The sequence below is a fragment of the Mucilaginibacter sp. 14171R-50 genome (genome assembly GCF_010093045.1).
GTDB lineage: Bacteria > Bacteroidota > Bacteroidia > Sphingobacteriales > Sphingobacteriaceae > Mucilaginibacter.
In genome coordinates this window covers 867,739-894,379 of record NZ_CP048115.1, presented here as the reverse complement: position 1 = coordinate 894,379, position 26,641 = coordinate 867,739, and the positions used below count along the sequence as shown (strand labels likewise).

Annotated in this window: 25 protein-coding genes; 8 read left to right on the top strand and 17 right to left on the bottom strand. The window is 43.5% G+C overall.

The features are described 5' to 3' along the window. Window positions 1-43 precede the first annotated feature (43 nt). Window positions 44-709, bottom strand: coding sequence for a ligase-associated DNA damage response endonuclease PdeM (pdeM, locus tag GWR56_RS04060; protein WP_162429882.1), 666 nt, complete (start codon window positions 707-709; stop codon window positions 44-46). 97 nt (window positions 710-806) lie between these two features. Between pdeM and GWR56_RS04055 the strand changes: the two genes are divergently transcribed. Both GWR56_RS04055 and GWR56_RS04050 read left to right on the top strand, forming a co-directional pair. After that, complete coding sequence (locus tag GWR56_RS04055) at window positions 807-1,133, top strand: nucleotide pyrophosphohydrolase (RefSeq protein WP_162429881.1); 327 nt, start codon at window positions 807-809, stop codon at window positions 1,131-1,133. A gap of 116 nt (window positions 1,134-1,249) precedes the next feature. Beyond that, complete coding sequence (locus GWR56_RS04050; protein ID WP_162429880.1) at window positions 1,250-2,170, top strand: DUF4349 domain-containing protein; 921 nt, start codon at window positions 1,250-1,252, stop codon at window positions 2,168-2,170. On the opposite strand, the gene GWR56_RS04045 is transcribed toward GWR56_RS04050, so the two are convergent. The 4 genes from GWR56_RS04045 to GWR56_RS04030 all read right to left on the bottom strand — a co-directional run bounded on the left by GWR56_RS04045 (window position 2,157) and on the right by GWR56_RS04030 (window position 5,936). Further along, complete coding sequence (locus tag GWR56_RS04045; protein ID WP_162433098.1) at window positions 2,157-2,864, bottom strand: 2-phosphosulfolactate phosphatase; 708 nt, start codon at window positions 2,862-2,864, stop codon at window positions 2,157-2,159. The genes GWR56_RS04050 and GWR56_RS04045 overlap by 14 nt on opposite strands. An 81-nt stretch (window positions 2,865-2,945) precedes the next feature. Then, window positions 2,946-4,025 carry a glycine cleavage system aminomethyltransferase GcvT gene (gcvT, locus tag GWR56_RS04040; protein ID WP_162429879.1) on the bottom strand — a complete coding sequence of 360 codons (1,080 nt, stop codon included), beginning with the start codon at window positions 4,023-4,025 and terminating at the stop codon, window positions 2,946-2,948. A gap of 56 nt (window positions 4,026-4,081) precedes the next feature. Next, window positions 4,082-5,332, bottom strand: coding sequence for a glycosyltransferase family 4 protein (locus tag GWR56_RS04035; RefSeq protein ID WP_162429878.1), 1,251 nt, complete (start codon window positions 5,330-5,332; stop codon window positions 4,082-4,084). Then, window positions 5,319-5,936, bottom strand: a complete 618-nt coding sequence (locus GWR56_RS04030; RefSeq protein WP_162433097.1) for a ribonuclease HII — start codon at window positions 5,934-5,936, stop codon at window positions 5,319-5,321. Before GWR56_RS04030 ends, GWR56_RS04035 begins: the two co-directional genes overlap by 14 nt. 134 nt (window positions 5,937-6,070) lie before the next feature. On the opposite strand from GWR56_RS04030, the gene GWR56_RS04025 reads away from it, so the two are divergent. Continuing rightward, window positions 6,071-6,535 carry a DUF4920 domain-containing protein gene (locus GWR56_RS04025; protein WP_162429877.1) on the top strand — a complete coding sequence of 155 codons (465 nt, stop codon included), beginning with the start codon at window positions 6,071-6,073 and terminating at the stop codon, window positions 6,533-6,535. 266 nt (window positions 6,536-6,801) lie between these two features. Here the strand turns inward: GWR56_RS04025 and GWR56_RS04020 are convergent, their stop codons facing one another. The 5 genes from GWR56_RS04020 to panC all read right to left on the bottom strand — a co-directional run bounded on the left by GWR56_RS04020 (window position 6,802) and on the right by panC (window position 12,846). Beyond that, on the bottom strand, window positions 6,802-7,491 hold the full coding sequence (locus GWR56_RS04020; protein ID WP_162429876.1) for a hypothetical protein: 690 nt from the start codon (window positions 7,489-7,491) through the stop codon (window positions 6,802-6,804). An 83-nt stretch (window positions 7,492-7,574) separates the two neighbouring features. Continuing rightward, entirely contained in the window at window positions 7,575-10,391 is a 2,817-nt protein-coding gene (gene carB, locus GWR56_RS04015) for a carbamoyl-phosphate synthase large subunit (RefSeq protein ID WP_162429875.1), read from the bottom strand. A gap of 174 nt (window positions 10,392-10,565) precedes the next feature. Next, entirely contained in the window at window positions 10,566-11,522 is a 957-nt protein-coding gene (locus GWR56_RS04010; RefSeq protein WP_162429874.1) for an energy transducer TonB, read from the bottom strand. A 30-nt stretch (window positions 11,523-11,552) separates the two neighbouring features. After that, window positions 11,553-11,903, bottom strand: a complete 351-nt coding sequence (gene panD / locus GWR56_RS04005) for an aspartate 1-decarboxylase (RefSeq protein ID WP_162429873.1) — start codon at window positions 11,901-11,903, stop codon at window positions 11,553-11,555. A 112-nt stretch (window positions 11,904-12,015) separates the two neighbouring features. Beyond that, a complete protein-coding gene (gene panC, locus GWR56_RS04000) occupies window positions 12,016-12,846 on the bottom strand; it encodes a pantoate--beta-alanine ligase (RefSeq protein ID WP_238395300.1) in 831 nt (276 codons plus the stop codon). Between the two features lie 154 nt (window positions 12,847-13,000). On the opposite strand from panC, the gene GWR56_RS03995 reads away from it, so the two are divergent. The 4 genes from GWR56_RS03995 to GWR56_RS03980 all read left to right on the top strand — a co-directional run bounded on the left by GWR56_RS03995 (window position 13,001) and on the right by GWR56_RS03980 (window position 18,441). Next, the gene (locus GWR56_RS03995) at window positions 13,001-13,825 is read left to right on the top strand and encodes a glycogen/starch synthase (RefSeq protein WP_162429871.1); all 825 of its coding nucleotides are present in this window, start codon (window positions 13,001-13,003) and stop codon (window positions 13,823-13,825) included. Window positions 13,826-13,840: 15 nt separating this feature from the next. Next, on the top strand, window positions 13,841-15,205 hold the full coding sequence (locus GWR56_RS03990; protein WP_162429870.1) for a DUF4270 domain-containing protein: 1,365 nt from the start codon (window positions 13,841-13,843) through the stop codon (window positions 15,203-15,205). A gap of 139 nt (window positions 15,206-15,344) precedes the next feature. Then, window positions 15,345-17,180: a glutamine--fructose-6-phosphate transaminase (isomerizing) gene (gene glmS / locus GWR56_RS03985; RefSeq protein ID WP_162429869.1), complete on the top strand. Its 1,836-nt coding sequence runs from the start codon at window positions 15,345-15,347 to the stop codon at window positions 17,178-17,180. A gap of 325 nt (window positions 17,181-17,505) precedes the next feature. Next, window positions 17,506-18,441 (top strand): hydrogen peroxide-inducible genes activator, encoded by a 936-nt coding sequence (locus tag GWR56_RS03980; protein ID WP_162429868.1) that lies wholly within the window; start codon window positions 17,506-17,508, stop codon window positions 18,439-18,441. 99 nt (window positions 18,442-18,540) lie between these two features. Here GWR56_RS03980 and GWR56_RS03975 read toward each other — a convergent pair whose 3' ends face one another. The 4 genes from GWR56_RS03975 to GWR56_RS03960 all read right to left on the bottom strand — a co-directional run bounded on the left by GWR56_RS03975 (window position 18,541) and on the right by GWR56_RS03960 (window position 21,116). After that, the gene (locus tag GWR56_RS03975; RefSeq protein ID WP_162429867.1) at window positions 18,541-18,828 is read right to left on the bottom strand and encodes a hypothetical protein; all 288 of its coding nucleotides are present in this window, start codon (window positions 18,826-18,828) and stop codon (window positions 18,541-18,543) included. A 180-nt stretch (window positions 18,829-19,008) separates the two neighbouring features. Beyond that, a complete protein-coding gene (locus GWR56_RS03970) occupies window positions 19,009-20,280 on the bottom strand; it encodes an MFS transporter (RefSeq protein WP_162429866.1) in 1,272 nt (423 codons plus the stop codon). A 7-nt stretch (window positions 20,281-20,287) separates the two neighbouring features. After that, the gene (locus tag GWR56_RS03965; protein ID WP_238395299.1) at window positions 20,288-20,521 is read right to left on the bottom strand and encodes a hypothetical protein; all 234 of its coding nucleotides are present in this window, start codon (window positions 20,519-20,521) and stop codon (window positions 20,288-20,290) included. Between the two features lie 4 nt (window positions 20,522-20,525). Further along, window positions 20,526-21,116: a TetR/AcrR family transcriptional regulator gene (locus GWR56_RS03960; RefSeq protein ID WP_162429865.1), complete on the bottom strand. Its 591-nt coding sequence runs from the start codon at window positions 21,114-21,116 to the stop codon at window positions 20,526-20,528. A 155-nt stretch (window positions 21,117-21,271) separates the two neighbouring features. On the opposite strand from GWR56_RS03960, the gene GWR56_RS03955 reads away from it, so the two are divergent. After that, on the top strand, window positions 21,272-22,588 hold the full coding sequence (locus tag GWR56_RS03955; RefSeq protein ID WP_162429864.1) for a polysaccharide deacetylase family protein: 1,317 nt from the start codon (window positions 21,272-21,274) through the stop codon (window positions 22,586-22,588). 280 nt (window positions 22,589-22,868) lie between these two features. On the opposite strand, the gene GWR56_RS03950 is transcribed toward GWR56_RS03955, so the two are convergent. The 3 genes from GWR56_RS03950 to GWR56_RS03940 form a co-directional block, all read right to left on the bottom strand. Continuing rightward, window positions 22,869-23,222 carry a response regulator gene (locus GWR56_RS03950; protein ID WP_162429863.1) on the bottom strand — a complete coding sequence of 118 codons (354 nt, stop codon included), beginning with the start codon at window positions 23,220-23,222 and terminating at the stop codon, window positions 22,869-22,871. Window positions 23,223-23,370: 148 nt separating this feature from the next. Then, window positions 23,371-25,116 carry a tetratricopeptide repeat protein gene (locus GWR56_RS03945; RefSeq protein WP_162429862.1) on the bottom strand — a complete coding sequence of 582 codons (1,746 nt, stop codon included), beginning with the start codon at window positions 25,114-25,116 and terminating at the stop codon, window positions 23,371-23,373. 165 nt (window positions 25,117-25,281) lie between these two features. Continuing rightward, a complete protein-coding gene (locus GWR56_RS03940) occupies window positions 25,282-26,589 on the bottom strand; it encodes an MFS transporter (protein WP_162429861.1) in 1,308 nt (435 codons plus the stop codon). Window positions 26,590-26,641 lie beyond the last annotated feature (52 nt).

Here is a 26,641-nt window from a genome sequence, read left to right as displayed (position 1 = left end):
AATAGAAAAACAATAGGTTATGGATAAAAAGAGAAATTATAGCTTAGCCTATAGCAATAACTTTGTCCTTTAATACCCCAAATATTCTGTCAGCTTTGCGACTCAGTATGGCAACCTTACCTGTAAATTTCCCGAACGAAGGCAGTATAGCCTGGTTTTTACCAAAAGCAAAACAGGGCAGCGTAACTTTTTGCCTGCCGCGCCCTATCAGGCTAACGCCGGGATGAATGTGCCCGCATAGCACGTAACCGCCGTCAGCTTTTTTCTCCGGATCGGGCAGCGGATGGTGCAGCATCAGGAAGGGCCCCATAGCTAACTGTTTATGCAGGATGATGCCCAGATCGGTATAATGCTTCTCGCTGATGATATCGTGATTGCCTTTTATGAGAATGATCTCCAGTTTGGGAAACTGGCTGCGCCAAAGCACAAACCAATCCCAGTCGTTATTCATGTCACTGTGGAAAAGATCTCCCAAAAAAATAAGCTTATCAGGTCGGTGCTCATAGATCAGGTCGGAGAGCATGGCCAGGTCATCCTGCTCCATATTACGCGGAATAGCGATGCCGGCTTTACGAAAATGCCCAACTTTACCAAAATGCACATCTGCGGCTATCAGTGCATTTTGCTGGTGCCAATAAATGGCTTTCTGAGGTAATAATAATAGGTCTTGATCTAAAAATTGGAAAGGGGTGCCCGCACTTATCGTCATGGCGCCAAAGATAAGGGTTTTGGTTGTTTGGTGAGTAGTGAGTGGTTGATTGGTGAGTGGTTGGAGCGCGAGCAACCAAATTTATTTATATTGCCTTATGGAAATTAAAGAGGCGCAGCATTTGGTTGATAACTGGATAAAAACAACCGGTGTACGGTATTTTAACGAACTGACCAATACCGCCATGTTGATGGAAGAGGTTGGCGAAGTTGCCCGTATAATGGCAAGGCAATACGGCGAGCAATCGTTTAAACAATCGGACAAGGATGTTAACCTGGCAGATGAAATGGCCGATGTGCTGTTTGTACTGATCTGCCTGGCCAATCAAACTGGTATAGACCTGACTGATGCCCTGGAGAAAAACATGCAAAAGAAAAATATCCGTGATGCCGATAGGCATCAGAATAATGAGAAACTTAAATAGTTATTTGCACTATATAATTCCATCCACACAACTAAAACAAAATATAATTCTGTTTTAGTTGTATAATCAAAATATAATAATGTAGATTTGCTATTAACTTATCAGATCTATGTGTTATGAAAAAGTATTTATTTATACTGCTTGCCATTTGTATAGGCTTTGCCAGTTGCAAGCACCAATCCACTGAAAAAGTTACCGAAGTGACGCTACCGTCTCCGCCGGTTGAGAAAGCAGTTGCTACTCAACAATTTTCCCCTCCCGCGGTAAGTGATAACGAACTTGCAGAAGGTGCACAACAAGACATCAGGATTGATGAACCGGTAGGCAATGCTGATGTAAAGCTTGTGGCGCCGGTTAAACCCGGCATTGATAAAAAGATCATCAAAGAAGGCGATATCCGTTTTGAAACCGGTAACGTAGCCGAAACCCGCAAACAGATCATCAGTTCGTTAAAACACTTAGGTGGTTACGCGGAAGATGATAGCGAAACAACCGATGGCGCGCTTCACAGTAAAGAATATACTCTAAGCATTCGCATCCCAGCAAAAAACTTCGACGTATTTTTGGGGACGGTATCGTCAACAGCGACAAAAATTGATAGCCGCAACATCCGCATTAAAGATGTTACCACGCAGTTTATTGATATCAAAGCCCGCCTGGATAACAAGCTGCAACTGGAAAAACGTTACCTGAACCTTTTAAACCGGGCTGAGAAAATGCGCGACCTGCTGGATATTGAGGAAAAGCTAACCCAGATACGGAGCGAGATAGAATCGACCCAAAGCCAGTTGAATTACATGAGCAAGCAGGTGGCCTACAGTTCATTAACAATTACCTTTTATACTATACAACCCGAGCAGGTAGCTGTTGGCAACGGTTTCGGGTATAAATTTAAGCATGCCTTATCAAACGGATGGAATCATCTACAGGAGTTGTTTTTCAGCCTCATATCTAACTGGCCATGGCTCATCGTTTTTGCTGTAGTGTTGGTATTGGTAAAGAGATGGAGCAGGCGCAGAACCGTTAAAACAGCTTAACCAGCCTGTCGCCCTCTAATACGGGGATAGCGGTTGTCAGGTCTACTTGCAGGCAAAAGGCGATATCCTTTTCGATGCCCAGTTTACGCAGGCGTTCGCCGTGGGATGTTTTGGCCAGGTACAGGTTGATATCATTTTTACCCAGTTGAAATAGGTCGTGGGCGGCAATGGCGGGGTCGTCTAATGTAAAATCCTCGCCTTTTAGCTGCTCAATTACTGCGCCTGCAAAAAGGGTGTCTTCCAGGTTAAAATTGTTTTGCCAACCCGCGCAAACCAGCAGTATATTGTCTTGCGTGGTTTTTAGCCAGTTACACAGCGATGTAAGGTTAAGGAACGAGCCTATCACGATCTTTTTGGCCATACGCGATAAATGCAGGGCGTGCGTACCATTGGTTGTAGTAAGTACAATGGTTTTGCCTGCAACCTTTTTGGCGGTGTATGAGAACGGGGAATTGCCAAAATCAAATCCTGCAACTACTTCGCCGTTACGCTCGGCGGCCAATAAATAGTCGAGGCCCTTTTCGCGGTAAGCCGCACATTCTGCTACTTCTGCTACCGGGATAATAGCCTCGGCACCATTTTCGATGCCATAACAAATTGATGAGGTGGCCCTGAAAATATCAATCACCACTACTATATACTCTTTCACATGGTAAAGCGGGAGAAGCGCCGGAGTAAGGCAAACATTTAACATGGGTCCCCTGCCCCCTGAAGGGGGAATAGAATTCTTAATGTCTGTGGTCATATTCTGTTCCCCCTTCAGGGGTTTAGGGCCTTACTTATAGAACGGCGGTTTTACCACTGTAGCTTTAACTTTATTATCGCGGATACTGATATAGATATCTGTACCTTCTTTGGCAAATTCGCTTTTTACGTAGCCCAGGCCAATTGCTTTTTGCAGCGATGGCGATTGCGTACCCGATGTAACTCTACCGATAAAGTTGCCCCCGGCATCAACAATTTCATAATCGTGGCGGGGGATGCCGCGGTCAATCATTTCAAAACCAATGAGTTTACGGCTTACACCGGCCTGCTTTTGCTGCTGTAAAGCTTCGGAGTTGGTGAATTGTTTGGTGAATTTAGTTACCCAGCCTAATCCGGCCTCTAATGGTGATGTGGTATCATCAATATCGTTGCCGTACAGGCAAAAACCCATCTCTAAGCGCAAGGTATCGCGGGCTGCCAAACCAATTGGTTTTATACCAAACGGCTCTCCGGCTTTAAATACCTCATCCCAAATATATTCGGCATGCTCATTATCGAAATAGATCTCGAAACCACCGGCGCCCGTATAACCCGTTGCAGACACCAGCACGTTGTCGATTCCTGCAAATGTGCCTTTCTTAAAGGTGTAGTACTCCATCGATCCAAGATCGATATCCGTAAGGCTTTGCAGCGCCTCAGCAGCTTTAGGGCCTTGTACGGCAAGTAACGATGTGCGGTCTGATATATCTTTCATGTCTACACCACCGGTGTTAAATTTAGATATCCAGTTCCAGTCTTTTTCAATATTCGAAGCGTTTACCACCAACATGTAGGTTTTTTCATCGATGCGATAAACCAGCAGGTCATCAACAATGCCCCCCTCTTCATTAGGCAGGCAGGAGTACTGCACCTTGCCATCGTAAAGCTTTGAAGCGTCATTGCTGGTAACGCGTTGTATCAGGTCGAGGGCGTTTTCACCCTTTAAAATAAACTCGCCCATGTGGCTTACATCAAATACACCAACGCCCTTGCGTACGGTATCGTGTTCGGCATTGATGCCGACGTATTGTACGGGCATATTATATCCGGCAAAAGGCACCATTTTAGCACCCAGATTGGTATGTACTTGTGTTAAAGCTGTATTCTTCATTATCGTGGTTTGTCGCGTGGCAAAAATAGCAAAATAGCTGTAGGGAATGCGCTTGTTTATACAATTGATTGATAAAAATCGGTTAGCTGAGGTATAATCGTATTTATATTATGCTGCTGCTCTACCAGTTTACGGGCGTTACGCCCAATTTCCAGGCAATAATGTTCGTCAGTAATGCATTTTTTAACGGCCTTGTAAAACTCGTCCACGTTGTTGGCTATAATAATATTTTTGCCGTTCTCAACATTAATGCCCTCTGCCCCAAGCGAGGTAGAGATGATACATTTTTCCATCGCCATTCCTTCCACAATTTTCACCCGCATGCCGCCTCCGGATAATAGTGGTACTATCATAATAGATTTACTGTTTACAAACTCAAGCGCGTCATCCACCTCGCCGTGTATAAATACTTTGCCCAGCACTTCGTAATCGTCGAACTGTTCGGGTATGTTGTGCCCGGCCACATAAAACTTAGCTTTAAGGGGGCCGTCAGTAAGGTCTTTATGAAAATTGTCCATAAACCACTCTATCCCTTCCCGGTTTGGAAGCCAATCCAGCGAGCCTAAAAAAAACAGGCTTGGGAAGTCGGTTTTTGAATGGTCGGGTTTGTAAAGCGATAGATCGATGCCGATAGGCAGCACCTTCAGCGGCACTTTATTGCCAAATGAAATAACGGAGCCTTTGTCCTGCTCAGTAAACACCACAATGCCGTCAAATTTGTTCAGCAATTCCAGCTCGTAATTTTTTATACGTCGGGCCAGTAATTGTAAGTACCACTTTTTTAACGGATCGCTTTTTTGTTGCGCCAGCTTTTGCCACACCTGGTGTTCGATGTTATGCGCCCTGAAAATAACTTTGGCTTTGGATGCCTTGCGGATGGTGCCAAGATAGGGCCCTACAAATATTCCTTCCAGTTGAATAACGTCGTACTCATTTTCCTGCAGATTTTTTAGGAGCAGCTTTTCGAACCCGGCGTTATAATACTTGTCAATATTGTAAGAATTGTGGGTGAACAAATTGCTTACCGCCTCGATCATGGTTATACGCGTATCGATATTGTACGCTATATAATTGATCTTCTCCAGCAGTTCGTCACTTTCGGGGGTTGCACTTGGGTATTTGTTAACATTTAGGGATATCAGCGACACTTGATGGCCGAGGGCGACTAACCCCTTTATGGTATTACCCACTACAATAGGGTAGCCACCATTTTGCGGAAATGGTGTACGATGCGTTAATATCAGTATCCTCAAGCCGGGCAAATAATTGGTTATGCCAAAGGTATTAATCCCATTAAGCTTTATCAATTAACTCTTCAAAAATAGATACGCCCGGTTCGGTCACTTTAAAAGTTTTACGGTGGTAAGGGGTGTGCCCGCGCTCTAAAACCATTTTACGGTGGCTAATGGTTGGGTAGCCTTTGTTGGTATGCCAATCATACTCGGGGTGCTCTAACGCTATTTTTTTCATATAGTCGTCCCGGTAGGTTTTGGCCAATATAGATGCTGCCGCTATACTGAAATATTTGGCATCGCCCTCTACAATACACTTGTGCGGTATCTCTTGGTATTTGTTAAAGCGGTTACCATCAATGATCAAAAATTGCGGTATACATAACAGCTTATCAATTGCTCGGTGCATGGCCAGGAACGATGCATTCAGAATGTTGATCTCATCTATTTCAGCATTGTCGCACCACGCCACGGCATGGGCAATGGCTTTTTCTTCTATTTCAACACGCAACTGATACCTTACCTCTTCGCTAAGCTGTTTAGAATCGTTCAATAAATGATGGTCAAAATCGCGTGGGAGGATAACTGCGGCGGCAAATACCGGGCCGGCAAGGCACCCCCGACCGGCCTCGTCACATCCCGCTTCAATATATTGTTGCTGATACCTTGCTAATAACATCCGTTCGCGCTTTCCCTTCGTTGGTTTCACAAATATCTTAAAATAAGCATAGTGCATGCAATAAGTGTTGAAAAATAAACCATTAGCGCAGTATGGGGTCAAACCAACAACTATTAAGAATGTTAAACAAAGGGATGAAGAGATTGATATTTGTTGTTTTTGTTTTTTGCGGGATAAATTGTTTTGCCCAAAAGCATACGCCACTACCGCACGGAATGGTTTTTGGCAATAAGCCCAACGATATTGCGCCTGTGCCGGCTACAAAAATAGAGGCGTTGATGGGTAAGAAGATACGCCAAAGCACGGCAGTTGTTGGTAAAATTATCACCGTAACAAAAGAACAGGGCGGCTGGTTTGAAATTGACGCAGGTAACGGGAAGATGATAGCGGCACATTTTAAAAACTACAATATAAAACTTCCCGAAGCGATTGAAGGCCGGACCGTAATTGTAGAGGGGGTAGCCCAGCGGATATTAACAGCTGACGATTTGCAGCACTTTGCCGGCGATACGGTTACCGGCACTAAACAACATCATGAAAAGGTAAACCCTAAAGCGCGATTAACGTTTGAAGTATGGGGTTTGGTTGTAGATAAGTAGAGGGAGCCGGGGTGTGTAGTAGGTGTTGCGGTAGGAATTTTTCATTGCCCCGTCTATTAATCTGGTTAAAACTATTGCCGGAATATAGAATCTACCCTAATTTTTAGTTGTCGACTATGATAGTACATGCGGGAGGCAACATATACCCGAAGGTCGTCGCGTCGCTATCGTTCCTCGCGATGACCTAGGATTGGACGGATCGGTATAGATGATAACAAAAGTAGCGATGGGTTTTATACCATCGCTACCTTGAAATTTTACGATACCTACGCAAACCTCGCTTCTTTCCTTAAGGATGCGGGTTCTACTGCAAGGTAATCGGCAAAAAGCTCCCGTATTTTTTCTGCTATTTCAGCACGGTTAACGGTTGAAGCATCGCGGCGACATTTAAGATAATGCTCGCGAGCAATCTTTTCAGAGAGGTCGCCAAGCGTTTTCACTTTTAATTCTTTGCCGAATTTGCCGGCAAGTACCAAGCCGGTAATAGAAATTACGGTACCTATATAGCCAATTAAACCGTAGGCAAAGCTTATGGTGATGGATAGGATAAGCACTATGGCAAATGCCCATACGATACCTGGCTTAGGGCGTAGCAGGTTCATGTGCAAGCCCATTTCGCTTTCCAGGTCGGCAATAACCTCAATGCGGTTATCTCGGGGGAAAAGTTCGCAAAGCTTGGTTTGTGGTTTCAGGTCGCATTTTTCAATTGACTTTTTAGCGTTTATAGCGCTGCGCAATTTGTAAAAGGCCTGCTGGGTGGTGCAGCTATCGCTTTGAACTTGTTTAACCTTATCAACAACCAGGTCGCACAGTGCGCCAAAGGTTTTGATGTGGGTAAGGTCGCCTTCAAATTTAATATTGAATGATTTTTCAATCATTAACATCACTTCCTCTACATCCTCCGGGTCGATATTGCTTAAATTACCAACCGGCGTATTCTTAAAATTAACTTTCAATACTATAGTACTAAATTAAACCATTTAGCGCCGTTAAATTAACGGCGGCTAATCCTTAATCCGAAACTGATGCCAGTTTCAAATTACTTGCTCAAATACATTGATTTTTCTTTATACAAATGTCTGAAATAGGGGTCTTCCAAATCGGGGATAAACCTGATCGCTTCACCTGTCGATTTCATTTCGGGGCCTAACTCCTTGTTTACTTCAGGGAATTTATCGAACGAGAAAACAGGCTCTTTTATTGCATATCCTTTAAGCTTGCGCTCTATCGTAAAGTCTTTTAATTTATTTACGCCCAGCATAACCTTGGCTGCTATGTTAATGTAGGGCACATCATAAGCTTTGGCTATAAAAGGCACCGTACGCGATGCACGCGGGTTAGCCTCAATTACATAAACTTTGTCATCCTTTATGGCAAACTGTATATTAAGCAAACCCCTTACGTTTAATGCACGTGCTATTTTGGCAGTATATTCTTCCATCTGGTGTATTACATTGTCAGACAGGTCGAAAGGCGGCAATACTGCAAATGAATCGCCCGAGTGGATACCCGCCGGCTCGATATGTTCCATCATACCAATGATGTGAACATCTTCCCCATCGTGGATAGAATCTGATTCTGCCTCGGCAGCGCGGTCAAGGAAGTGGTCAATTAATACACGGTTACCGGGTAAATTTTTCAACAGGTTTACCACAGCCTTCTCCAGATCCTCATCGTTTATCACAATGCTCATACCCTGGCCGCCAAGTACGTAACTTGGGCGTACCAATACCGGGTAGCCTACCTCGTGCGCAACTTCAAGGGCTTCTTCGGCACTTTCGGCAACCCCGTATTTAGGATAAGGGATGCCCAGGTCCTTCAGCAGGTCGCTGAAACGGCCGCGGTCTTCGGCAATATCCATATCGTTAAATGATGTGCCGATTATTTTGATGCCATGTTCATGCAGTTTTTCGGCCATTTTAAGCGCGGTTTGGCCGCCCAGCTGCACAATTACACCGTAAGGTTTTTCAAGGTCAATTATTTCACGTACGTGTTCCCAAAATACCGGTTCAAAATATAGCTTATCGGCCATGTTAAAATCGGTAGATACGGTTTCGGGGTTACAATTTATCATAATGGCCTCAAAACCGCTTTCTTTGGCAGCAAGCAAGCCATGCACACAACTGTAATCAAACTCGATGCCCTGCCCGATACGGTTAGGGCCCGATCCTAATACAATGATCTTCTTTTTGTCTGATACGACAGACTCGTTCTCACCTTCGTAAGTTGAGTAGTAGTACGGCGTTTTTGCCGCAAATTCTGCCGCGCAGGTATCCACCATTTTATAAACCCGGTTAATGCCAAGGGCTTTACGGCGCTGGTAAACATCTTCCTCAGTTACGTTGCCTAAAACATAGGCTATCTGGGTATCAGAAAAACCACGTTGTTTCAGGGTGAAAAAGAAGTCTTCAGGGATATTGTTAAGGGAGTAGCGGCGTAACTCTGTTTCCAGATTTACCACATCCTGTATCTGGTTCAGGAACCAGCGATCTATCTTGGTAACTTTGCGTATCGATTCGATAGGGACGCCCAGGCTCATCGCATCGTAAATATGGAATAGCCTGTCCCAACTTGGGTGTTCAAGGCTGTGCATGATATCATCGAGGTTGCGGCTTTGGCGGCCATCGGCACCAAGGCCTGCGCGCCCAATCTCAAGGCTTTGGCAGGCTTTCTGCAAGGCTTCAATAAAGCTGCGGCCAATACCCATTACCTCGCCTACTGATTTCATCTGCAGGCCAAGCTCGCGGTTGGCGCCTTTAAATTTATCAAAGTTCCAGCGGGGTATCTTTACAATAACATAATCCAAAGTCGGCTCAAAATATGCCGATGTTGTTTTGGTTATCTGGTTCTCTATTTCGTCGAGGTTATAACCAATAGCAAGCTTTGCAGCAATTTTAGCAATAGGGTAACCGGTTGCTTTTGATGCCAACGCTGATGAGCGCGATACGCGTGGGTTGATCTCTATCGCGATGATCTCTTCATCTGCCGGGTTTACCGAGAACTGTACGTTACAGCCGCCGGCGAAATTACCAATGGCGCGCATCATTTTGATAGCCTGGTTACGCATTTGCTGGTAACAGCGGTCGCTCAGGGTCATGGCAGGCGCTACGGTTATCGAGTCGCCGGTATGGATACCCATGGGATCAAAGTTTTCTATCGAACAGATAATGATAACGTTATCATTACTATCGCGCAATAGCTCCAGCTCATATTCCTTCCAGCCTAAAACTGCCTGTTCTACCAATACCTCGTGGGTTGGCGAAGCCTGCAGGCCCCGGCTTAAAGCGGCGTCAAAATCTTCTTTTTTATGTACAAAACCCGCACCTTTACCGCCGAGCGTGTAGCTTGGGCGTATCACCAGCGGGAAGCCAATTTCCTGCGCGGCTTCTTTGCCTTCAAGAAACGAATTGGCAATTTTTGATTTTGCTACGCCCACACCAATTTCCACCATCAACTGGCGGAAGGCTTCGCGATTCTCAGTTTTTTCAATGGCGGCAACATCAACCCCAACAACTTTAACACCGTATTTTTCCCAAATTCCGCGTTCAGATGCCTCGATGCAAAGATTCAGAGCGGTTTGGCCGCCCATAGTGGGCAATACGGCATCAATTTTTTGTTCCTGAAGTATTTGTTCAATACTCTCGCAGGTAAGCGGTAGCAGGTAAACGTGATCGCCAATAACCTTATCCGTCATGATAGTGGCGGGGTTACTGTTGATGATGGATACTGTGATCCCTTCGTCTTTTAAAGAAAGGGCTGCCTGCGAACCGGCATAATCAAACTCACACGCCTGGCCTATAATGATAGGACCTGAACCAATAATTAAAACGGATTTGATGGATGTATCTTTGGGCATAGGGCTTTTTTAAGTCAAAAAGTTAAAAACGGGCGTTTGCCATTTAAACAATAAGTTCTATGCGCTGAGGTTGTGAAGTATTTTCCCGACTCAGCATCGGGGTGCAAAGATAGTAATTTGCAACGATTTGGGTATTTAAATTTTGTAATTTAATGTGATATTATGGAAGGATGATTATTTAAGAGCGAAATTTATCGGGATACTGTAGACAACTCGTACTTGCTGCCCCATTATAGTGCCCGGAAGCCATTTTGGTGATTGGCCTAAAACTCTAACCGCTTCGTCATCAAGAACCGGATCTACAGATTTTACTACTTTAATATCGTTTATCTCACCGTCTTTTTCAACCACAAAAGTCAATATCACCCTACCCTCAATAATATTCTGACGGGCATACGCGGGGTAAACGATACTATTGCCAAGATATCTACCAAAAGCTGCAGAACCTCCTTTAAAAGTGGGCGGAGTGCCACGCGTGCCGGTATATTTAAAGGTTTCATTTTTATCATTAACGGATACTCCTTCAATTAGCTCGCCATTATTATACTTTTCGGTAAAGGTTGAGTGTATCCCTTTATTTTCGCCTGTCCATACGCCATCTTTTTTTCCATTATGAATCTGGCCGGTTTCTGTAACGGATTTGAAATCATCGCTGTAACCTTTATAATTACCCTCCCCGTCTTTTACATAGGCAACTCCCAGTGAATCGAAACTGGTAATAATATCATACCCCGGGTCGATTGATTTTTGCCCCGGCGCATCCGGGTATTTTATAGCGCGGTATAATTGGCCGTTAGGGTAATATTCGTAACTGTTACCAACCTTTTTGCCCTTAACAAAACTTGACAGATTTTGCCTGTTGCCCGATTCATAGTAGGTGATTTGCTGCATTTCATAAATTGGAGGATCCGCAACCGCTGACTTCCCAACCAGCTTACGCTTGCCGTTTTTGTAAAATTCCGTCACATTAAAAAGTACCGATCCGGAGTCGGGTTGATCTATAACCCGGGTATAATCGGCACTATCAGGCTGATTTGTATACTTGCCATTTTTTTTCAGATAAAAAACAACTTGTGAAAAGCCGGATGAAAAGAACAGGAATACAAAGGATAACGTAAAAAGTAATTTCATTAAATAGTAGCGGTTTAGGCTGCTGCTAATTTACTTCAATAATTTATTATTAGCATCCGGAAACACCAATATAGGCTCGTAATTACGCGCCTCTTCTGCCTCCATATAAGCGTACGACATAATGATAACAACATCGCCAACCTGGGCAAGCCTGGCGGTTGCGCCGTTAAGGCATATCGTACCACTGCCGCGTTCGCCTTTTATAACGTAGGTTTCAAAGCGTGCGCCGTTATTATTATTAACAATTTGTACTTTCTCGTTAGGGATAATATTTGCAGCTTCGATAAGATCCTCATCAATGGTTATACTGCCAACATAGTTCAGTTCGGCCTGTGTTACCCTAACGCGATGAAGCTTTGATTTTAATACCTCAATGATCATGGCGCAAAGGTAGGAATAATTGGTTGATGGTTCATAGATGATAGCCCATGGTAATGTTTTTCATTTGTAATATATGTATGACGGTACTATGATCTATCATCATTACTATATACTACTTTATCAACACGTTATCTATAAGCCTGGTGTTGCCAACCCTGGCCGCAGTGAGGGCTACAATTGTTTCGCTATTGGCATTGGCGGGTAACAGGGTTTTACCGTCAACAATACTGAAGTATTCAGGCTGCACCCCTTCTTCGGAGGCTAATTTTGCCATAGCATCCTTTTGAAGTGCCGGTAGATTATCGATATTGAAATTAGCTTTAACCCAGTTTAATGTTTTAAATAACACCCGGGCATGCTGCCGCTCTGCCGGTGTTAAATGGATGTTGCGCGAGCTCATGGCCAATCCGTCGATTTCCCGCTCAATTGGGCACATTACCATTTTTACAGGTAGGCCCATCAGGTTTACCATGCGGCTTACCACTAAAAACTGTTGGTAATCTTTTTGCCCCATGTAAAGGTTATCGGGCTTAACAATATCCAGCAGTTTATATACCACCTGCGTTACTCCCTGGTAATGGCCGGCCCTGAATTCGCCTTCCAGCAAATGCTCAAGCGGGCCAATGTTTAAATGCCATTGCTCATTATCGTCATAAATCTCGGTAACCGGGGGGTTAAATAAAACATCGCAGCCGGCCTGCTCTAATTTAGCCATGTCCTCGGCTATCGTGCGCGGGTAATTCTTCAGGTCCTTGGGGTCGTTAAACTGCGTGGGGTTTACAAAAATGCTGCAAACGGTTATATCATTGCCCTGCCTGGCCCGTGCTATTAACGATAAATGGCCATTATGCAAAGCGCCCATGGTTGGAACAAAGCCTATAGTTGCGGCGCCCTGAGATGTTAAATATTCCCGGATATCCCGGCGGGTGGTAAATGTTTTCAAGTTAAAATAAGGTTGCAAAAATTTGGTAAAGGTGTACAAATAGTTAAATACTACCAAACCCGCTTGCATAAGTGGTTGCCAGTTTATATAATAATGCTTATATTTGCAAACTCAAATTTTTTGACTTCTTTACATTTATTAATACTGATTAGTGATGGGTAAATCTAAGCTTTTGTTCATAACTCATGAAATGTCTCCTTTCCTTGAACTCACAAAAATTGCCGAAATAACACGCCAGCTTCCGCAAGCCATGCAGGAAAAAGGTTTTGAAATACGCATTTTGATGCCGCGTTTCGGGAATATTAATGAGCGCAGGAACCGCTTACATGAAGTTATCCGCTTATCGGGGATGAATATCGTTATTAATGACAACGACAATCCGCTGATTATTAAGGTGGCTTCGATACCGGCAGCACGTATGCAGGTATACTTTTTAGATAATGAAGAATATTTTCAGCGCAAGCATGTGTTTAACGATAAAGACGGTAAATTTTATGCCGATAACGACGAACGCATGATATTCTTTTGCAAAGGGGCCTTAGAAACGGTAAAAAAACTTGGCTGGGCGCCTGATGTAATACATTGCCATGGCTGGATGAGCGCGTTGGTACCTGCTTATTTAAAAACAACATATAAAGACGACCCTACGTTTAAAAATTCTAAAGTAGTTTACTCTATTTACGAAAACGACTTTAAAGAGAAAATGGATCCTGATTTTGCGCGTAAGGCAGTAATGGGCGACATGACCGAAACTCATACCGAAGCTTATAAAGAAGGCAGCAACACCGCGATGTATGCGGGTGCTATACAATACAGCGATGGCATTGTACTGGGGAGTGCTGATATCGATGCCGATGTGTTAAATAATGTTAAAAACAGCAATAAATCGGTGTTAGAATACGTTTCCACTTCTGATTTCGAAAATTATTACAATTTTTACGAAGAAATCACCAGCGACCAGTTGGTGGATGTTGCATAAGCTTTAAAATTATATATGAAATTTTACAAATTAGGCTTATTAACCCTGTTAATAAGTCTTTTTATTTTGAATAGCTGTAAAACCCAGGACGACATAGGTTTAGCGCCGGATGCGCCGATAAATGGCAACCTGATAACAGACACCAGCATTGTTGCCACAACCGTAGTAGAAGATAGTGTTGTAACTAATAATTTACGCGCAAGGGCGCCTCTGGCATATTTTAAAGACCCGGAATTTGGTACTACCGAAACGAATATTGCCGCGGTATTATCCCTGCCAAACGCAAGCGCTTACACGCTTCCTGCCGGTACAATTACTATCGACTCGGCACGGTTAGTGTTACCTTATTCTGGCAATGGTTTTTATGGCGATTCGCTTTTATCTACCTTCACCGTAAATGTACACCAGCTTAACGAGCGTATAGTAACTTCAAAATCGTACTACAACACCAGGCACTTTGATTTTAGTAGTGAACTATTGGGCGCTAAAACATTTAAAGCAAGGGCCCACGATAGTGTATGGATAACCAGTATTGTAAAAGGCAAGCCGGATACCCTGATAAAGGTTAAACCACAAGTGCGCATACCTATAGACCCCGCATTTATCAACACTAATTTATTTCATGCCTCAACAACTGTGCTGGCGTCTAATGCGTTATTTGAAAATACAGTAAAGGGATTATACCTTACCGTAGATAAAAATAACACTACTGGTATTGGCGGCAATATGTTTTTCAACCTCGATTCGGCTGCGGTAGTTGTTTATTATAAAAACGTTAATGGTTCAACAATTGATACTACCTCGCTTGCGCTTCCAATTGGCTCGAATGTTAACGAGATAAAGCATACATACAGTGCAAACGTACAAGCCGCTTTAGATCAGACAGCCACCAACGGCAACGTGTATGTACAGGGGCTTTTGGGCTTAAGGGCTAAGTTAACATTCCCTAATGTAAAAGGAATATTCGACTCGTTGCAAAATAAAGTAATAATTAACAGGGCCGAGTTAGTTGTTAAGGTTAAGCCGGGTACCGCATCGCCGTTTGGCCCAAATAAACGACTTGTACTATATAAGTACGATATCGCCCATCAGCGGGTTAACCTGCAGGATGCATCGGCGTCAGACCCACGTGCGTCTATTTTTGGGGGCGATTATAATGCAGCCACCGGTGAGTACCATTTTATAATAACGGCATATCTGCAAGACCTTATACGGGGGAAAGCGGTTGACTACGGTACATTTTTAGCACCAACAGACCCCACCTCTGACAATGTGGATATAAAAGCAACGCCATCGTTCGCAGAAAGATCTATACTGGTTGGAAAAGATTCGCCATATCGCATTAAGCTTAACATTATATACACCAAATTAAGTCAGTAAACTTTTTAAAAGCACTTAAAAAATACCTCATTTGGGGTATTTTTTTTTATATGCGGTTTTTTGCCTTGATAATGCTATTTATCTCCTTACTTTTGTCGCGCATCTAATTCTATTTTTTACATTAAAATTCTATTCATTTATGTGCGGCATAGTAGGTTACATAGGATACAGGGACGCGTATCCAATAGTTATAAAAGGACTTCACAGACTGGAGTACAGGGGGTACGACAGTGCAGGCATCGCCTTAACAAATCACAGCTTAAAACTTTTTAAAAAGGCCGGAAAAGTAAGCGATCTGGAGGCGCATGTAGCCGGGCAGGACCTTACAGGCACGGCAGGCATGGGGCATACTCGTTGGGCCACGCATGGCGCGCCGAGCGACAGAAACTCGCATCCGCACTCATCAGGCGACAGCAAGCTCACAATTATACACAACGGGATCATAGAAAACTACGCTACCTTAAAAGAGGCTCTTTTATCAAAGGGGCACGTGTTTAAAAGCGATACTGATACCGAGGTGTTGATCCATCTTATCGAGGAAATAAAGGACGTAACCGGCCTTGGTTTAAGGGAAGCGGTAAGGCTGGCGTTAAACCGTGTTGTAGGCGCTTACGCTATTGTTATTATGAGCGAGGACGAGCCCGATGAACTTATAGCGGCGCGTAAAGGCAGCCCGATGGTGATTGGCGTAGGTAAAGGCGAGTACTTCATCGCATCAGATGCTACGCCTATTGTTGAATATACTAAAAATGTTATTTATTTAAATGACAACGAAATTGCCTATGTAAGGCGCGACGACCTGCTTATAAAGCACATCGACAATACCATACAAACACCTTATGTACAAGAGCTGGAGCTTAAGCTGGAGATGCTTGAAAAGGGCGGCTACGACCACTTTATGCTCAAAGAGATATATGAGCAGCCGCGGTCGATCCGCGATTGCCTGCGTGGGCGAATTTACCCTGAACAGGGCCTTGTAGCGCTTGGTGGTATAAAAGAGTACATCGAGAAGTTAAAGAATATTGACCGTATTATTATTGTGGCCTGCGGTACATCATGGCATGCCGGCCTGGTTGGCGAATACCTGATCGAAGAATTCGCACGTGTGCCGGTAGAAGTTGAATATGCTTCAGAATTTAGGTACCGAAATCCAATCATTTCGTCTAAAGACCTGGTCATCGCCATATCACAATCCGGTGAAACTGCCGATACTATGGCAGCTATTGAGCTGGCAAAAGAGAAAGGGGCAACTATATTCGGCATTTGTAACGTTGTAGGTGCATCTATTCCGCGTATTACGCACGCGGGTGTTTATACCCACGCAGGGCCCGAAATTGGTGTTGCATCAACCAAGGCGTTTACTGCCCAGGTTACCGTATTAACCCTGATAGCGTTCTACATAGCTCAACAACGGGGTACCATTACCCAAAGTAAGTTTGTTGAATACCTCACCGAGTTAGATGAGATACCGGCATTAGTAGAACAAACCCTACAATGCAATGATGTGGTTAAAGCAATAGCCGAGCGTTTTAAAGATTCGGCAAACTGTTTGTTCCTCGGCCGCGGTAGTTCGTTCCCGGTAGCACTTGAAGGGGCGCTCAAACTAAAAGAGATATCATACATACATGCCGAAGGATATCCGGCTGCTGAGATGAAGCATGGGCCAATTGCATTAATTGATACAGACATGCCGGTGGTATTTATCGCTACAAAAAATTCGTCGTACGAGAAAGTTATAAGCAATATACAGGAAGTTAAAGCCCGCGGAGGTCATGTTATCGCCATAGTGTCCGAAGGTGATACTGATGTCAAGGAAATGGCCGACTATACGATTGAAATACCCTTAACTGGCGAAACCTTTGTACCCTTACTGGCAACTATACCTTTGCAACTGTTATCTTACCACATAGCGGTAATGCGCGGATGCAATGTTGACCAGCCACGCAACCTTGCAAAATCCGTAACCGTGGAGTAACTATAAGAGCGCTCAGGTAATCAAATAAATTACAAAGGCCGATAGTAGAAAGCTATCGGCTTTTTTGTGCATGGTGTTTATCCCTTGCCTGGTCGCTAAATTGGAACGATACTTGCCGTATTTCCTTTAAAAATATTATGGCAAACCGTGGAAAAAGGGGCCCGTGCTGGGCCGGATACAAAATAGCCGGGATGAAAAAAAAGAATGGTAAAAAAGTGCCGAACTGTATAAAATCGGCCACTAAACGCAAGCCTAAAAAGTAAGTTCAAATAAATGCTATAAGAAAAATCAATAGTTGGTATATTTATATATCGATATTATTGATATGACCATAACGCAGCTTGAATACGTCATAGCGGTTGATACTTACCGTAGTTTTGTAACCGCCGCAAACAAATGTTTTGTTACACAGCCGACACTGAGTATGCAAATACAAAAATTGGAGGATACACTTGGAGTAAAGCTTTTTGACCGCAGCCACCAGCCGGTTATACCTACCGAAATTGGCGAAGAAATTATTGCGCAGGCGCGAATATTACTTGCCGAGAGCGAGAAGATAAAGGAGATTATCAGCGACCGGCAAAAGGAACTTTCCGGGGAGTTGAAAGTGGGCATTATACCTACAGTATCGCCGTACATTTTACCCAAAATATTAAACGGTTTTATACAAAAGTATCCGCAGGTAAAGCTTATTGTTTGGGAACAGACTACCGAGATGATCATTCAGCAATTGAAACTTGGCATGCTGGATTGCGGCATATTGTCTACGCCGCTGCATGAAGCAAGCCTTACCGAGATTCCCGTTTTTTATGAAAATTTTGTGGCGTATGCTTCAAAGAACAGCAAGCTTTATAAAAAGAAGACCATAAGTCCGGATGATATTGATATGGAAGAGATATGGGTGCTGAACGAAGGACATTGCATGCGCGAGCAGGTGCTTAACATTTGCCAGCGCCGCAAGGCTACAAAAGGGTATCAGCATTTTGAGTATAATACCGGTAGTGTTGAAACCCTTAAACGAATGGTTGAAATGAACAATGGGGCAACCATTTTGCCTGAGCTTGCCCTTGCCGAGATGAGTGATAAGCAGCGCGACCGCGTACGCTATTTTAAAACCCCTGAGCCCGCCCGCGAGGTTAGTATTGTGATACACCGCAATTTTTTAAAGCGCCGGATGATAGAAGCGCTTAAAACCGAAATACTTGATTTTGTACCCAAAAGGCTGCGTACCAGGAAGAAAAAAGAAATTATGGAGATATAACGCTGGTACTCTTGTACGGTTACAATACTTCGCGCCTCAAAGCCGGTTGAGAGTTTGCAGCGCTTAGCCGGAACAAAGTGCTTCTCGCGCGAGGATAGACTACGTAAGAGCTAAAATTATCAAGGGCTGACCGATTGTTCTTTCAAGGTAGTACAGTTCAGGATTACTGTCAGATTTAATCAATAGCGCAATATTAGCCGCTGTTTCAGTTTTCAAAAACTCAACAGAGCCTATTTTATAAATTAGTTCTTTATCCTCAAGGCTCAACTTTAAATAATTTCCATTATTTATTTCGCCCGTAATAATCTCTCCGGCTACGGCCATTCCCCGATTAGTGATGCTAAAGACATCCGAGACCTTAAATTTCGCTACATCATAATATTCCATTGCATTAGATTTTAAGAGCATTTAGCACCCTCCCTTCGTTTTTATGCTACGTCCGCAAAAAAGCGATGGCTAACTACATCCCAGGCTAGCATAGTGCATTCAAAAGGAATCAAGTTTTAAATGGTTGCTGCATATGTGTAATTGCAGAACTTTCCTTAATAAATTGAAGAAAATTAAGTATTAATGTGCAAAAGCTTCTTCAGGGATCACAGCCGCTTTGCTGCTTTCCATTTTTCTTTTTACCAGCTTGTCTACCCGCGACATTAGCAAGACGCTCAGGATTGATATGCCCACCACCACGTAACCAACAGTGTCATAATGTTGCAACGGGCTGCCCTTACTTTGCTGGGTAACAATCATGCCCCCGACGGCCGCGGCTACACCTCCTGCAATTTGCTGTAACGACGCGTTAACGCTCATGAAAGCCCCGCGGTCGGCTGTGTCGGGTATGGCGCTGGTAAGTGCTGATGAGGGTATCATACGGCTCATAACGCCTATCATCATTAACACGTTAAAAGCCATAACCAACAGTAAAGGTGTTACCCCCAGGTTGGTGTATACCACGCACATGATCATTGTCCAAACAGACGCTGCGGTGAATATTTTAAACTTATCTATCTTATCGCTTAATTTACCAACTACAGGCATTATTACCAGCGTGCTTATGCCGGCTACCATAAATAGCGCGGGTAACTGCTGGTTGGTAAGGCCCAGGTTATTAACCGCGAAGGCGGTACCAAAAGGCATCATCATAAACCCACCTATTGATAACAATGCGGTAGATGCAAAGCCAATGCGATAGTCGGCTTTGACAACCGTATGCAAAAAGTGCTTATAAACCGATTTATCCTTTTGTACGGCAAGGTGTGCGTTTACAGGCTGTAGCTTTATGGCTATCATTATGGCAATGATGATACCTAACGCAGCGACCATCCAGAACGGGGCCTCCCAGCCCCAGGCGTTGGCCAGGTAAAGGCCAATGGGTATTCCCAGAACCTGGCTGCCGCCAAAGCCCATTTGTACAAAGCCCATTACGCGGCCGCGTTGCTGCAATGCAAAAAGGTCGGTAATAATGGCCATGGATATAGAGCCGATAACACCACCGAACAAGCCTGTGATGATACGCGCTGCTACCAATACCGCGTAGGTGTGTGCAAGGCCGCAAAATATGGTCCCTGCAATAAAACCAAGGTAAAAAAATAACAATAGTTTTTTACGGTCGAACTTGTCGGCGAAGCCGGCGGTAAGCAAACCCGATATACCGGCGCTAAATGCGTAGGCCGATACCGCTACGCCAAAGGCCGACGGCTTAAGGTTAAGCGATTTCATAAGCATATCGCCAAGGGGCGACATTACCATAAAATCCAGTATCACCGTAAATTGGGTGATGGCAAGTATAAATATTACAAATTTTTGATAGCCTGTAAAAGCTACCGGGTGTTGATTTTTCACTGTGTTGTTAGGTTAATTCGCAGCATTGATAGCCGAGACGGTTTATTAATTTAATTATTTGTGAGTGGTTTAAGGTATACGATACTATCCTAAGCACACAATCCTCATCCTCCATGTCAACACTCCAGCATTTGATATCGATGTTATTATCAAACAAAGTATGCAACAGTTGCTTATCATCATGGCACCTCACGTTGGTTTTAAATAAAAGGATGTGGTCAAAGTTTTCTATCATATGCATAAACTTACTTTTTAAGGCCTTTTACAACCAGATCAAAAGTTTTCCAAAGTATTTCATCTGTCATTTTAAATGGCTGGCCGCTCAGGCTTTGTCCTTCTTGCTCAAAGCGTATAAGGTTATACAAGGGTGCAAACGCCACCGACCAATACGCTTCAAAAGGCATTTTATCAATTTCCCCGCGCGCTATTACATTATCCATAAACTTCCCCATTACCAACTTAAAATCTGTAAGGAAGGATGACAAAAAGCTTTGCTGGTACGACGAACTGCGTAATTGCTCAAAAAACAGCGTCATAATAGGGTTAGCTTTCATGTACCCGTACCGGTTTTCCCATTGCTTACGCAGGCCCTCTTCAAAAGGCATAGCCGGATCAAAGTCTTTGATCATGGCATCGCCCATTTTTGTCCCTTCATCAATAGCGATCTTCAGGATGAGATCATCACGATCTTTATAATAAATATACAGGGTAGCTACAGAGATGTTACAGGCCTTAGCCAGCTTGTTCATGCTGAAGCCTTCTAACCCATCTTTTACGATAAGCTCAATGGCTTTTTGTTTTACCAGCTGTACTTTATCGGTATTTCTAATACGCATCTAAAATAAATTTCGCTGCAAATATAAATGAATATTCATTTATTTATAATCTTTTTTAATTTTGATAAGCGCTTGTTAACAATCTTGTGACTATATACTTATAAGACGATTATGCGCCCGTAACTTTTTATATTAGCTAACAATATTTTTTAGCTATGAGAAGTTTATTGTTGATGCTTATAACAGGATGCCTTGTAGTGAACCTGTGCAAGGCCCAACCCGGCAAAACCGAAATAGCCCGTTGGCAGGATGATAAAAAGGGAGCGGTATCTATTACCTGGGATGATGGCTCTATTAATCAGTTTAAAGTAGCCCTGCCTCTGCTTAATAGCTTTAAATTCCCGGCTACTTTCTTTATCATTACCGGGCAAATTCCGGGCTCGCAGTATCATGGAAAATTTATAGGGCGCCCGGTGCAGGATATTATAAAGGAAACGGCAGCCATCGCAACCAATAAGGATAACCTGTTTGAGCGGGCTTCGGCGGCACCCTATCTGGGCTTAGTTGGACCGATGGATTATTACTATAATGCAGGGTCGCTTGTTGATGCAGGGAAAACCGATGAGGCAATAAAGCTGATAGACGAGATGTACGCCATGGTGCGTAATAAGCAATTTAAACCCGGAGTGCAGCATAATCCTGAATATTTGGATGCCCACGGCACCACATGGAATGATATCCGAAAGTATGCGGCGCAGGGGCATGAGTTTGCCAGCCATATGATAACCCACCCGCGCCTGGCTATACTTGATGAGCCTAATATGTTATATGAGCTAACCAAAAGCAAAGAAGATATACTTAATCACCTCGGGGCCAGGTATACATTTTCGGGCGAGGGGCCGTTTGGGACCGAAAATGAACGTGTTATGCGTTATGCATATAAAGTTTATCCGGCCCTGCGTAACCGTATGCCCGAACCATGGCTAAAAGAGATAACCCGCGGCAATCCAAACAACCCGGGTAATACTAATAAAGAATACATCCAATTTCAGCGGGGCGCCACTACCAAAACGCCGTTGCCAATGATGAAGGCTTGGGTTGATACCACGGCCCACAAAAATAACACCTGGTTGGTACTAACCATTCATGGGGTAGATGGCATAGGCTGGGAGGCATTGTCGAGGCAGGAACTTAACGACTATTTTAGCTATATTAAAGCACGGGAGAATGACTTGTGGGTAGCAACCTTTGGTAATGTTACACGCTACATGCGCGAAAGGCAGGCCGCTGCGGTGCAGGTAAAACAAAATAAAGGTGCAATAACCATTACCTTACGGCACACGCTTGACAAGGCCATGTACAACCTGCCACTAACCCTTAAAACAGGAGTACCAGCTAACTGGAAGAGTGTTAAGATAACGCAAGGTAAAAAGTCGCTGATTGTTAAACCTGTAACGGGCAACAGTAAGTACGCTTATGTATTATATCGCGCCTATCCTAATAATGCCACAATAACATTATCGCCTATATAATGTAGCGCCGCTAAAGGTTATTGCCGTGTACCTGCCGGCTGCTTTTTGCTTTCGTAAACTGAACCGTACACATATGTTTTTTTATCACAGATATTGCAGGAATATCTTTTTAGAGGCAGCCAAAATAAAGTTGCTTTAACTAAAGCCGGCCTTCGGACACGGCTTGTGAGTTTACCTATGCCGCAATGCGGGCAGGTTTTTTTTTGTCTTGTTTCCATTTAAGGGGTATTGCAAACTTTAACAATTATTTATTCAATAGTTATTCAGAAACGCACGTGTATCAGGCTAGCGCTTTTATCAGAGCAGCTTTACTAACCGGCTTTGGCAAAAAGGCATTAGGCCCGGTTTTAAAGGCCATGTTTATTATATCTGCAGATGTTATGGATGATTGGAATATGAAGGGAATATGTAAATGCTGATTGATATAATGTGCCAGGTCGATTCCATTTTGTTCGCCCTTAAGCATTATGTCGGTAATTACAAGGTCAACATTCAAAATTCCAAGGTCCTTCACAGCCTCGTCATAACATTCTGCAATGCCGCAAATGTTGTGTCCAATATTCAGAAGCATCTTCTTTAACGCGCAGGCAATTAAAGGGTTATCTTCAACAATATAAATGTACAACTTTTGCATAAAAATTAACTTTCCATGTCGATATTAATTATAGCTATCTAAACCAAGCCATAAATTAATTTTAGATATATCAAATATCCGCTAAACAATGTCTTTTAAGAAATTTATAGGGTGGACAAAATTAAGACAAATGCTATGCAGCGGGCGGCTAAAGTATGTCTGTTACATCTTCCAAAGCCTCGTCTTCAACTAACCGCATCTTTTTTCGCAGGCGCTGCTTTGCCTTTTTAATGCCATCAACCGTGATGCCCAGCATGCCGGCCATTTCGCGATTGTTAAGCTTTAATTTAATTAGGGCCAGTAATCGTACATCGGTATCAGACAGGTTGGCGTATTTATGGCGAAGGTTATAAAAGAAAGTGCTGTGTACCCTGGTAAAAAGTCTTTTGAATTCAGCCCAACTATCATCCGTCATGATATGGGCCTGCAGCATTTTATCAAGGCTGGCGGCAACATCAGCCGAGTTAAATTTCACCTGGACGTTTTCAAGCTCCGCCTTAATCTTGTCTATCAAAATGTTCTTTTGCATCAGGCTTTCTGTGTAGCCGTTTAGCGCGCGTATGGCGTTTGTTAACTCTTCATCCAGTCGCCGCTTTTCTAATGCCATTAGTTCCTTATCCTTATTTGCCTTTAACCTTTGGCGGTTAAATACCAATGCTGTTATTATTATTAGCAATATTAATACTACAATTATGGTGTTTTGCTTAAAGGTGTTTATTTGAGCGCTCTTTTTTAAGTTGTTAAATTCATGCCTGCTTTTCTCTGTTATCCACTGCAGCCGTACGCGTTCGATAGCGGCCATGTTATCCCTTTTTGCTAAGCTATCGCGCAGGTTTTCTGCCCTATCGCGATATAATGCCGCCTGGGGGATATTATTGAGCTGCTCGTTAAGTATTGCTTTAAGATCGTAATATTGCGCACGCTGCAATAACATTTTTTTATCTATGTTTAAAAGTAACCGGTTGGCGGTATCTAACTGCATGCCCGCTTTCTTAAACTTGTAATGATCAATGTTAATGCGAATTATCCTTAACAAAGCAATAACCGCATTAAGTTTTTGGCCATACTTTAACGATTGGTTATAATCTGCCCGGATAAGCGGCAGGGCCTTATCATACCGGTGTTGTAAAAAATATATCGACCCTATATTGCCGCCTGCAATGGCCATCCAAACTGTATCTTTTGTTGCCGCAGCCATTTTTAGGGCGTTGTTAAAATAATTCATGGCTAACTCGTACTCCCCGTTATTGCGGTAAGTAAGGCCAATGGTATTTATAATATTTACGCTGGTGCGCGATATTTTGGTATCATATTTTAGAGCGTACCGCAAGTTTAGGCGGGCGTTTTCAAAATCGCCCATAGCGTAATAAAAGTTGGCGGTTTCTAAAAATAAGGCACTTACCCCGGGTACATTGGCGAACCCAACTTCGCGCAGGTTCTCTTCTGATAGCAGGAAATAACGGCACGCGGCCGTATTCTGTTTATAAAGGAAGTAATAATTGGCTTTGCGATGCTGGTATATGCCCGTCTCCAGTTGCATATGATTTTTTCGGGCGAAGGCAATCGCCTGGTCAAAATAGGTATTGCTTAAAATGTTGTATCCCCGATTTACCGAATAGTAGTCTGAGCGCATATCAAAGGTAGCGCATTCAAGCGGCAGGTCTTCAAGGTCAACCGCTATGCGTTTTATTTCGTCAATACAGCGCATGGCATCTGCCTCGTTCATGTTACGGCAATGCTGCTTATACATCAGCCTGGCCGCCTCTACCCGTCCTTTAACGGGCGCTTTTTTTAAGCTTATGAAGAGATTGGGTTGATAGGTTGGCTTTGTCTCAAACTCATGGGCAAATAACGGGCCGACAAGTATTAAACATATCGATAAAATGCAGAGCATTTTGCCTGATAAGATATTTGAGCACTTAGGGGCCAATGACTTAATTAATCAAAATTAGTTAGAGGAAATTTTCAGCAGTTAAATTTACTAAAGGTGAATAGTTTTTCGCAATAAATAATACTGAAATTCAGCTTTTTACGATACCTTATTGCACCCTTGTTTTGGTTACTTAATAGCTTGGGGTGTTTGTATCTCGTTTAAGGACAAAGGGATAAGCTTTTTGGTTTTGAGCCAGGTAATGGTTACGATGGCCAGGGTCATACTGCCGCCAAAAATAACCGCCGGTATGGTGCCCAAAAGCTTAGCTGCAACGCCCGATTCAAAATCTCCAATTTCGTTTGACGAGCCAATGAACATAGAGTTAACCGCCGATACCCTGCCGCGCATATGATCGGGCGTAAGCAGCTGCATCAATGTTCCCCTTATAATAACGCTTACGCTATCAAACGCTCCCTGTAAAAATAAGAACACAAGCGACAGGTAAAATATATGCGACAGGCCGAACCCAATTATTGAAACGCCGAAGCCAAGCACTGCTATCAATAAATTGCGCCAGGGCTTATTCATGGGCGAGTAACGGATCATGACCAGCATGGTGAGCGCAGCGCCCAGTGATGATGCCATACGCATAACCCCTAACCCTTCCGAGCCAACTTTCAATATGTCCAGCGCGAATACGGGCAACAGGGCTACTATCCCGCCAAAAAATACCGAGAACAGGTCAAGGCTCATGGCATAAAACATTACTTTATTGCTAAAAACAAAGTTAAGGCCCTCTTTAAGGCTTATCCAGATATTCTCTTTAGGAATAAACACCGGCGGATAGGTACGCAGCCTGAAAACCAGGTAAAGCGATATAAGCATTAGTATAAGTACCAGGCAAAAAGTAGCCGTAATGCCGCTTAAACCCGGAAACATATGGCTGGCAAAGCCGTAAATAAAACCGCCGGTAAGCGGGCCGAGTATCGATGCTACCTGCCAGCTGGAGCTGCTCCAGGTACTGGCGTTAGGATAAATCTCTTTTGGCACGCTATGGGCATAAATTGTAAATGTGGCCGGCCCGTAAAATGCCCTGGCTACCCCATTGCAAAATATCATGCCGTAAAGAACGGCTAACAGGCCATGAATGTGCATATAACCAGTTACGCTGTTCAAAGTGGCGATGAACATAATAAACGATGATAAAAATACACCCGAGAATATCAGCAGCAGCATTTTGCGTTTTTCGTATTTATCAGCAATATAGCCGCCGTAAAGCGCTATGCCGACAGCGGGTATGGCTTCGCTTAAGCCTATAAAGGCCAGCGCAATTTTACTGTGTGTTAGTTGATAAATATAAAAGCCGAGTACCACGGTTTGCATCTGGTAGGCAAACGTAAAGCAAAACCGCATGCCTACGTACGATCGGAAGTCCTTATATCTAAGGGCGGCGAATGAATCTGGTTTGCGGGTGTTATTTTCCTCGTCTGGCACTTATGGTGATGTTTGGGGCCGCAATTTACAATAGTAAAGGGCTGGCTCAAAA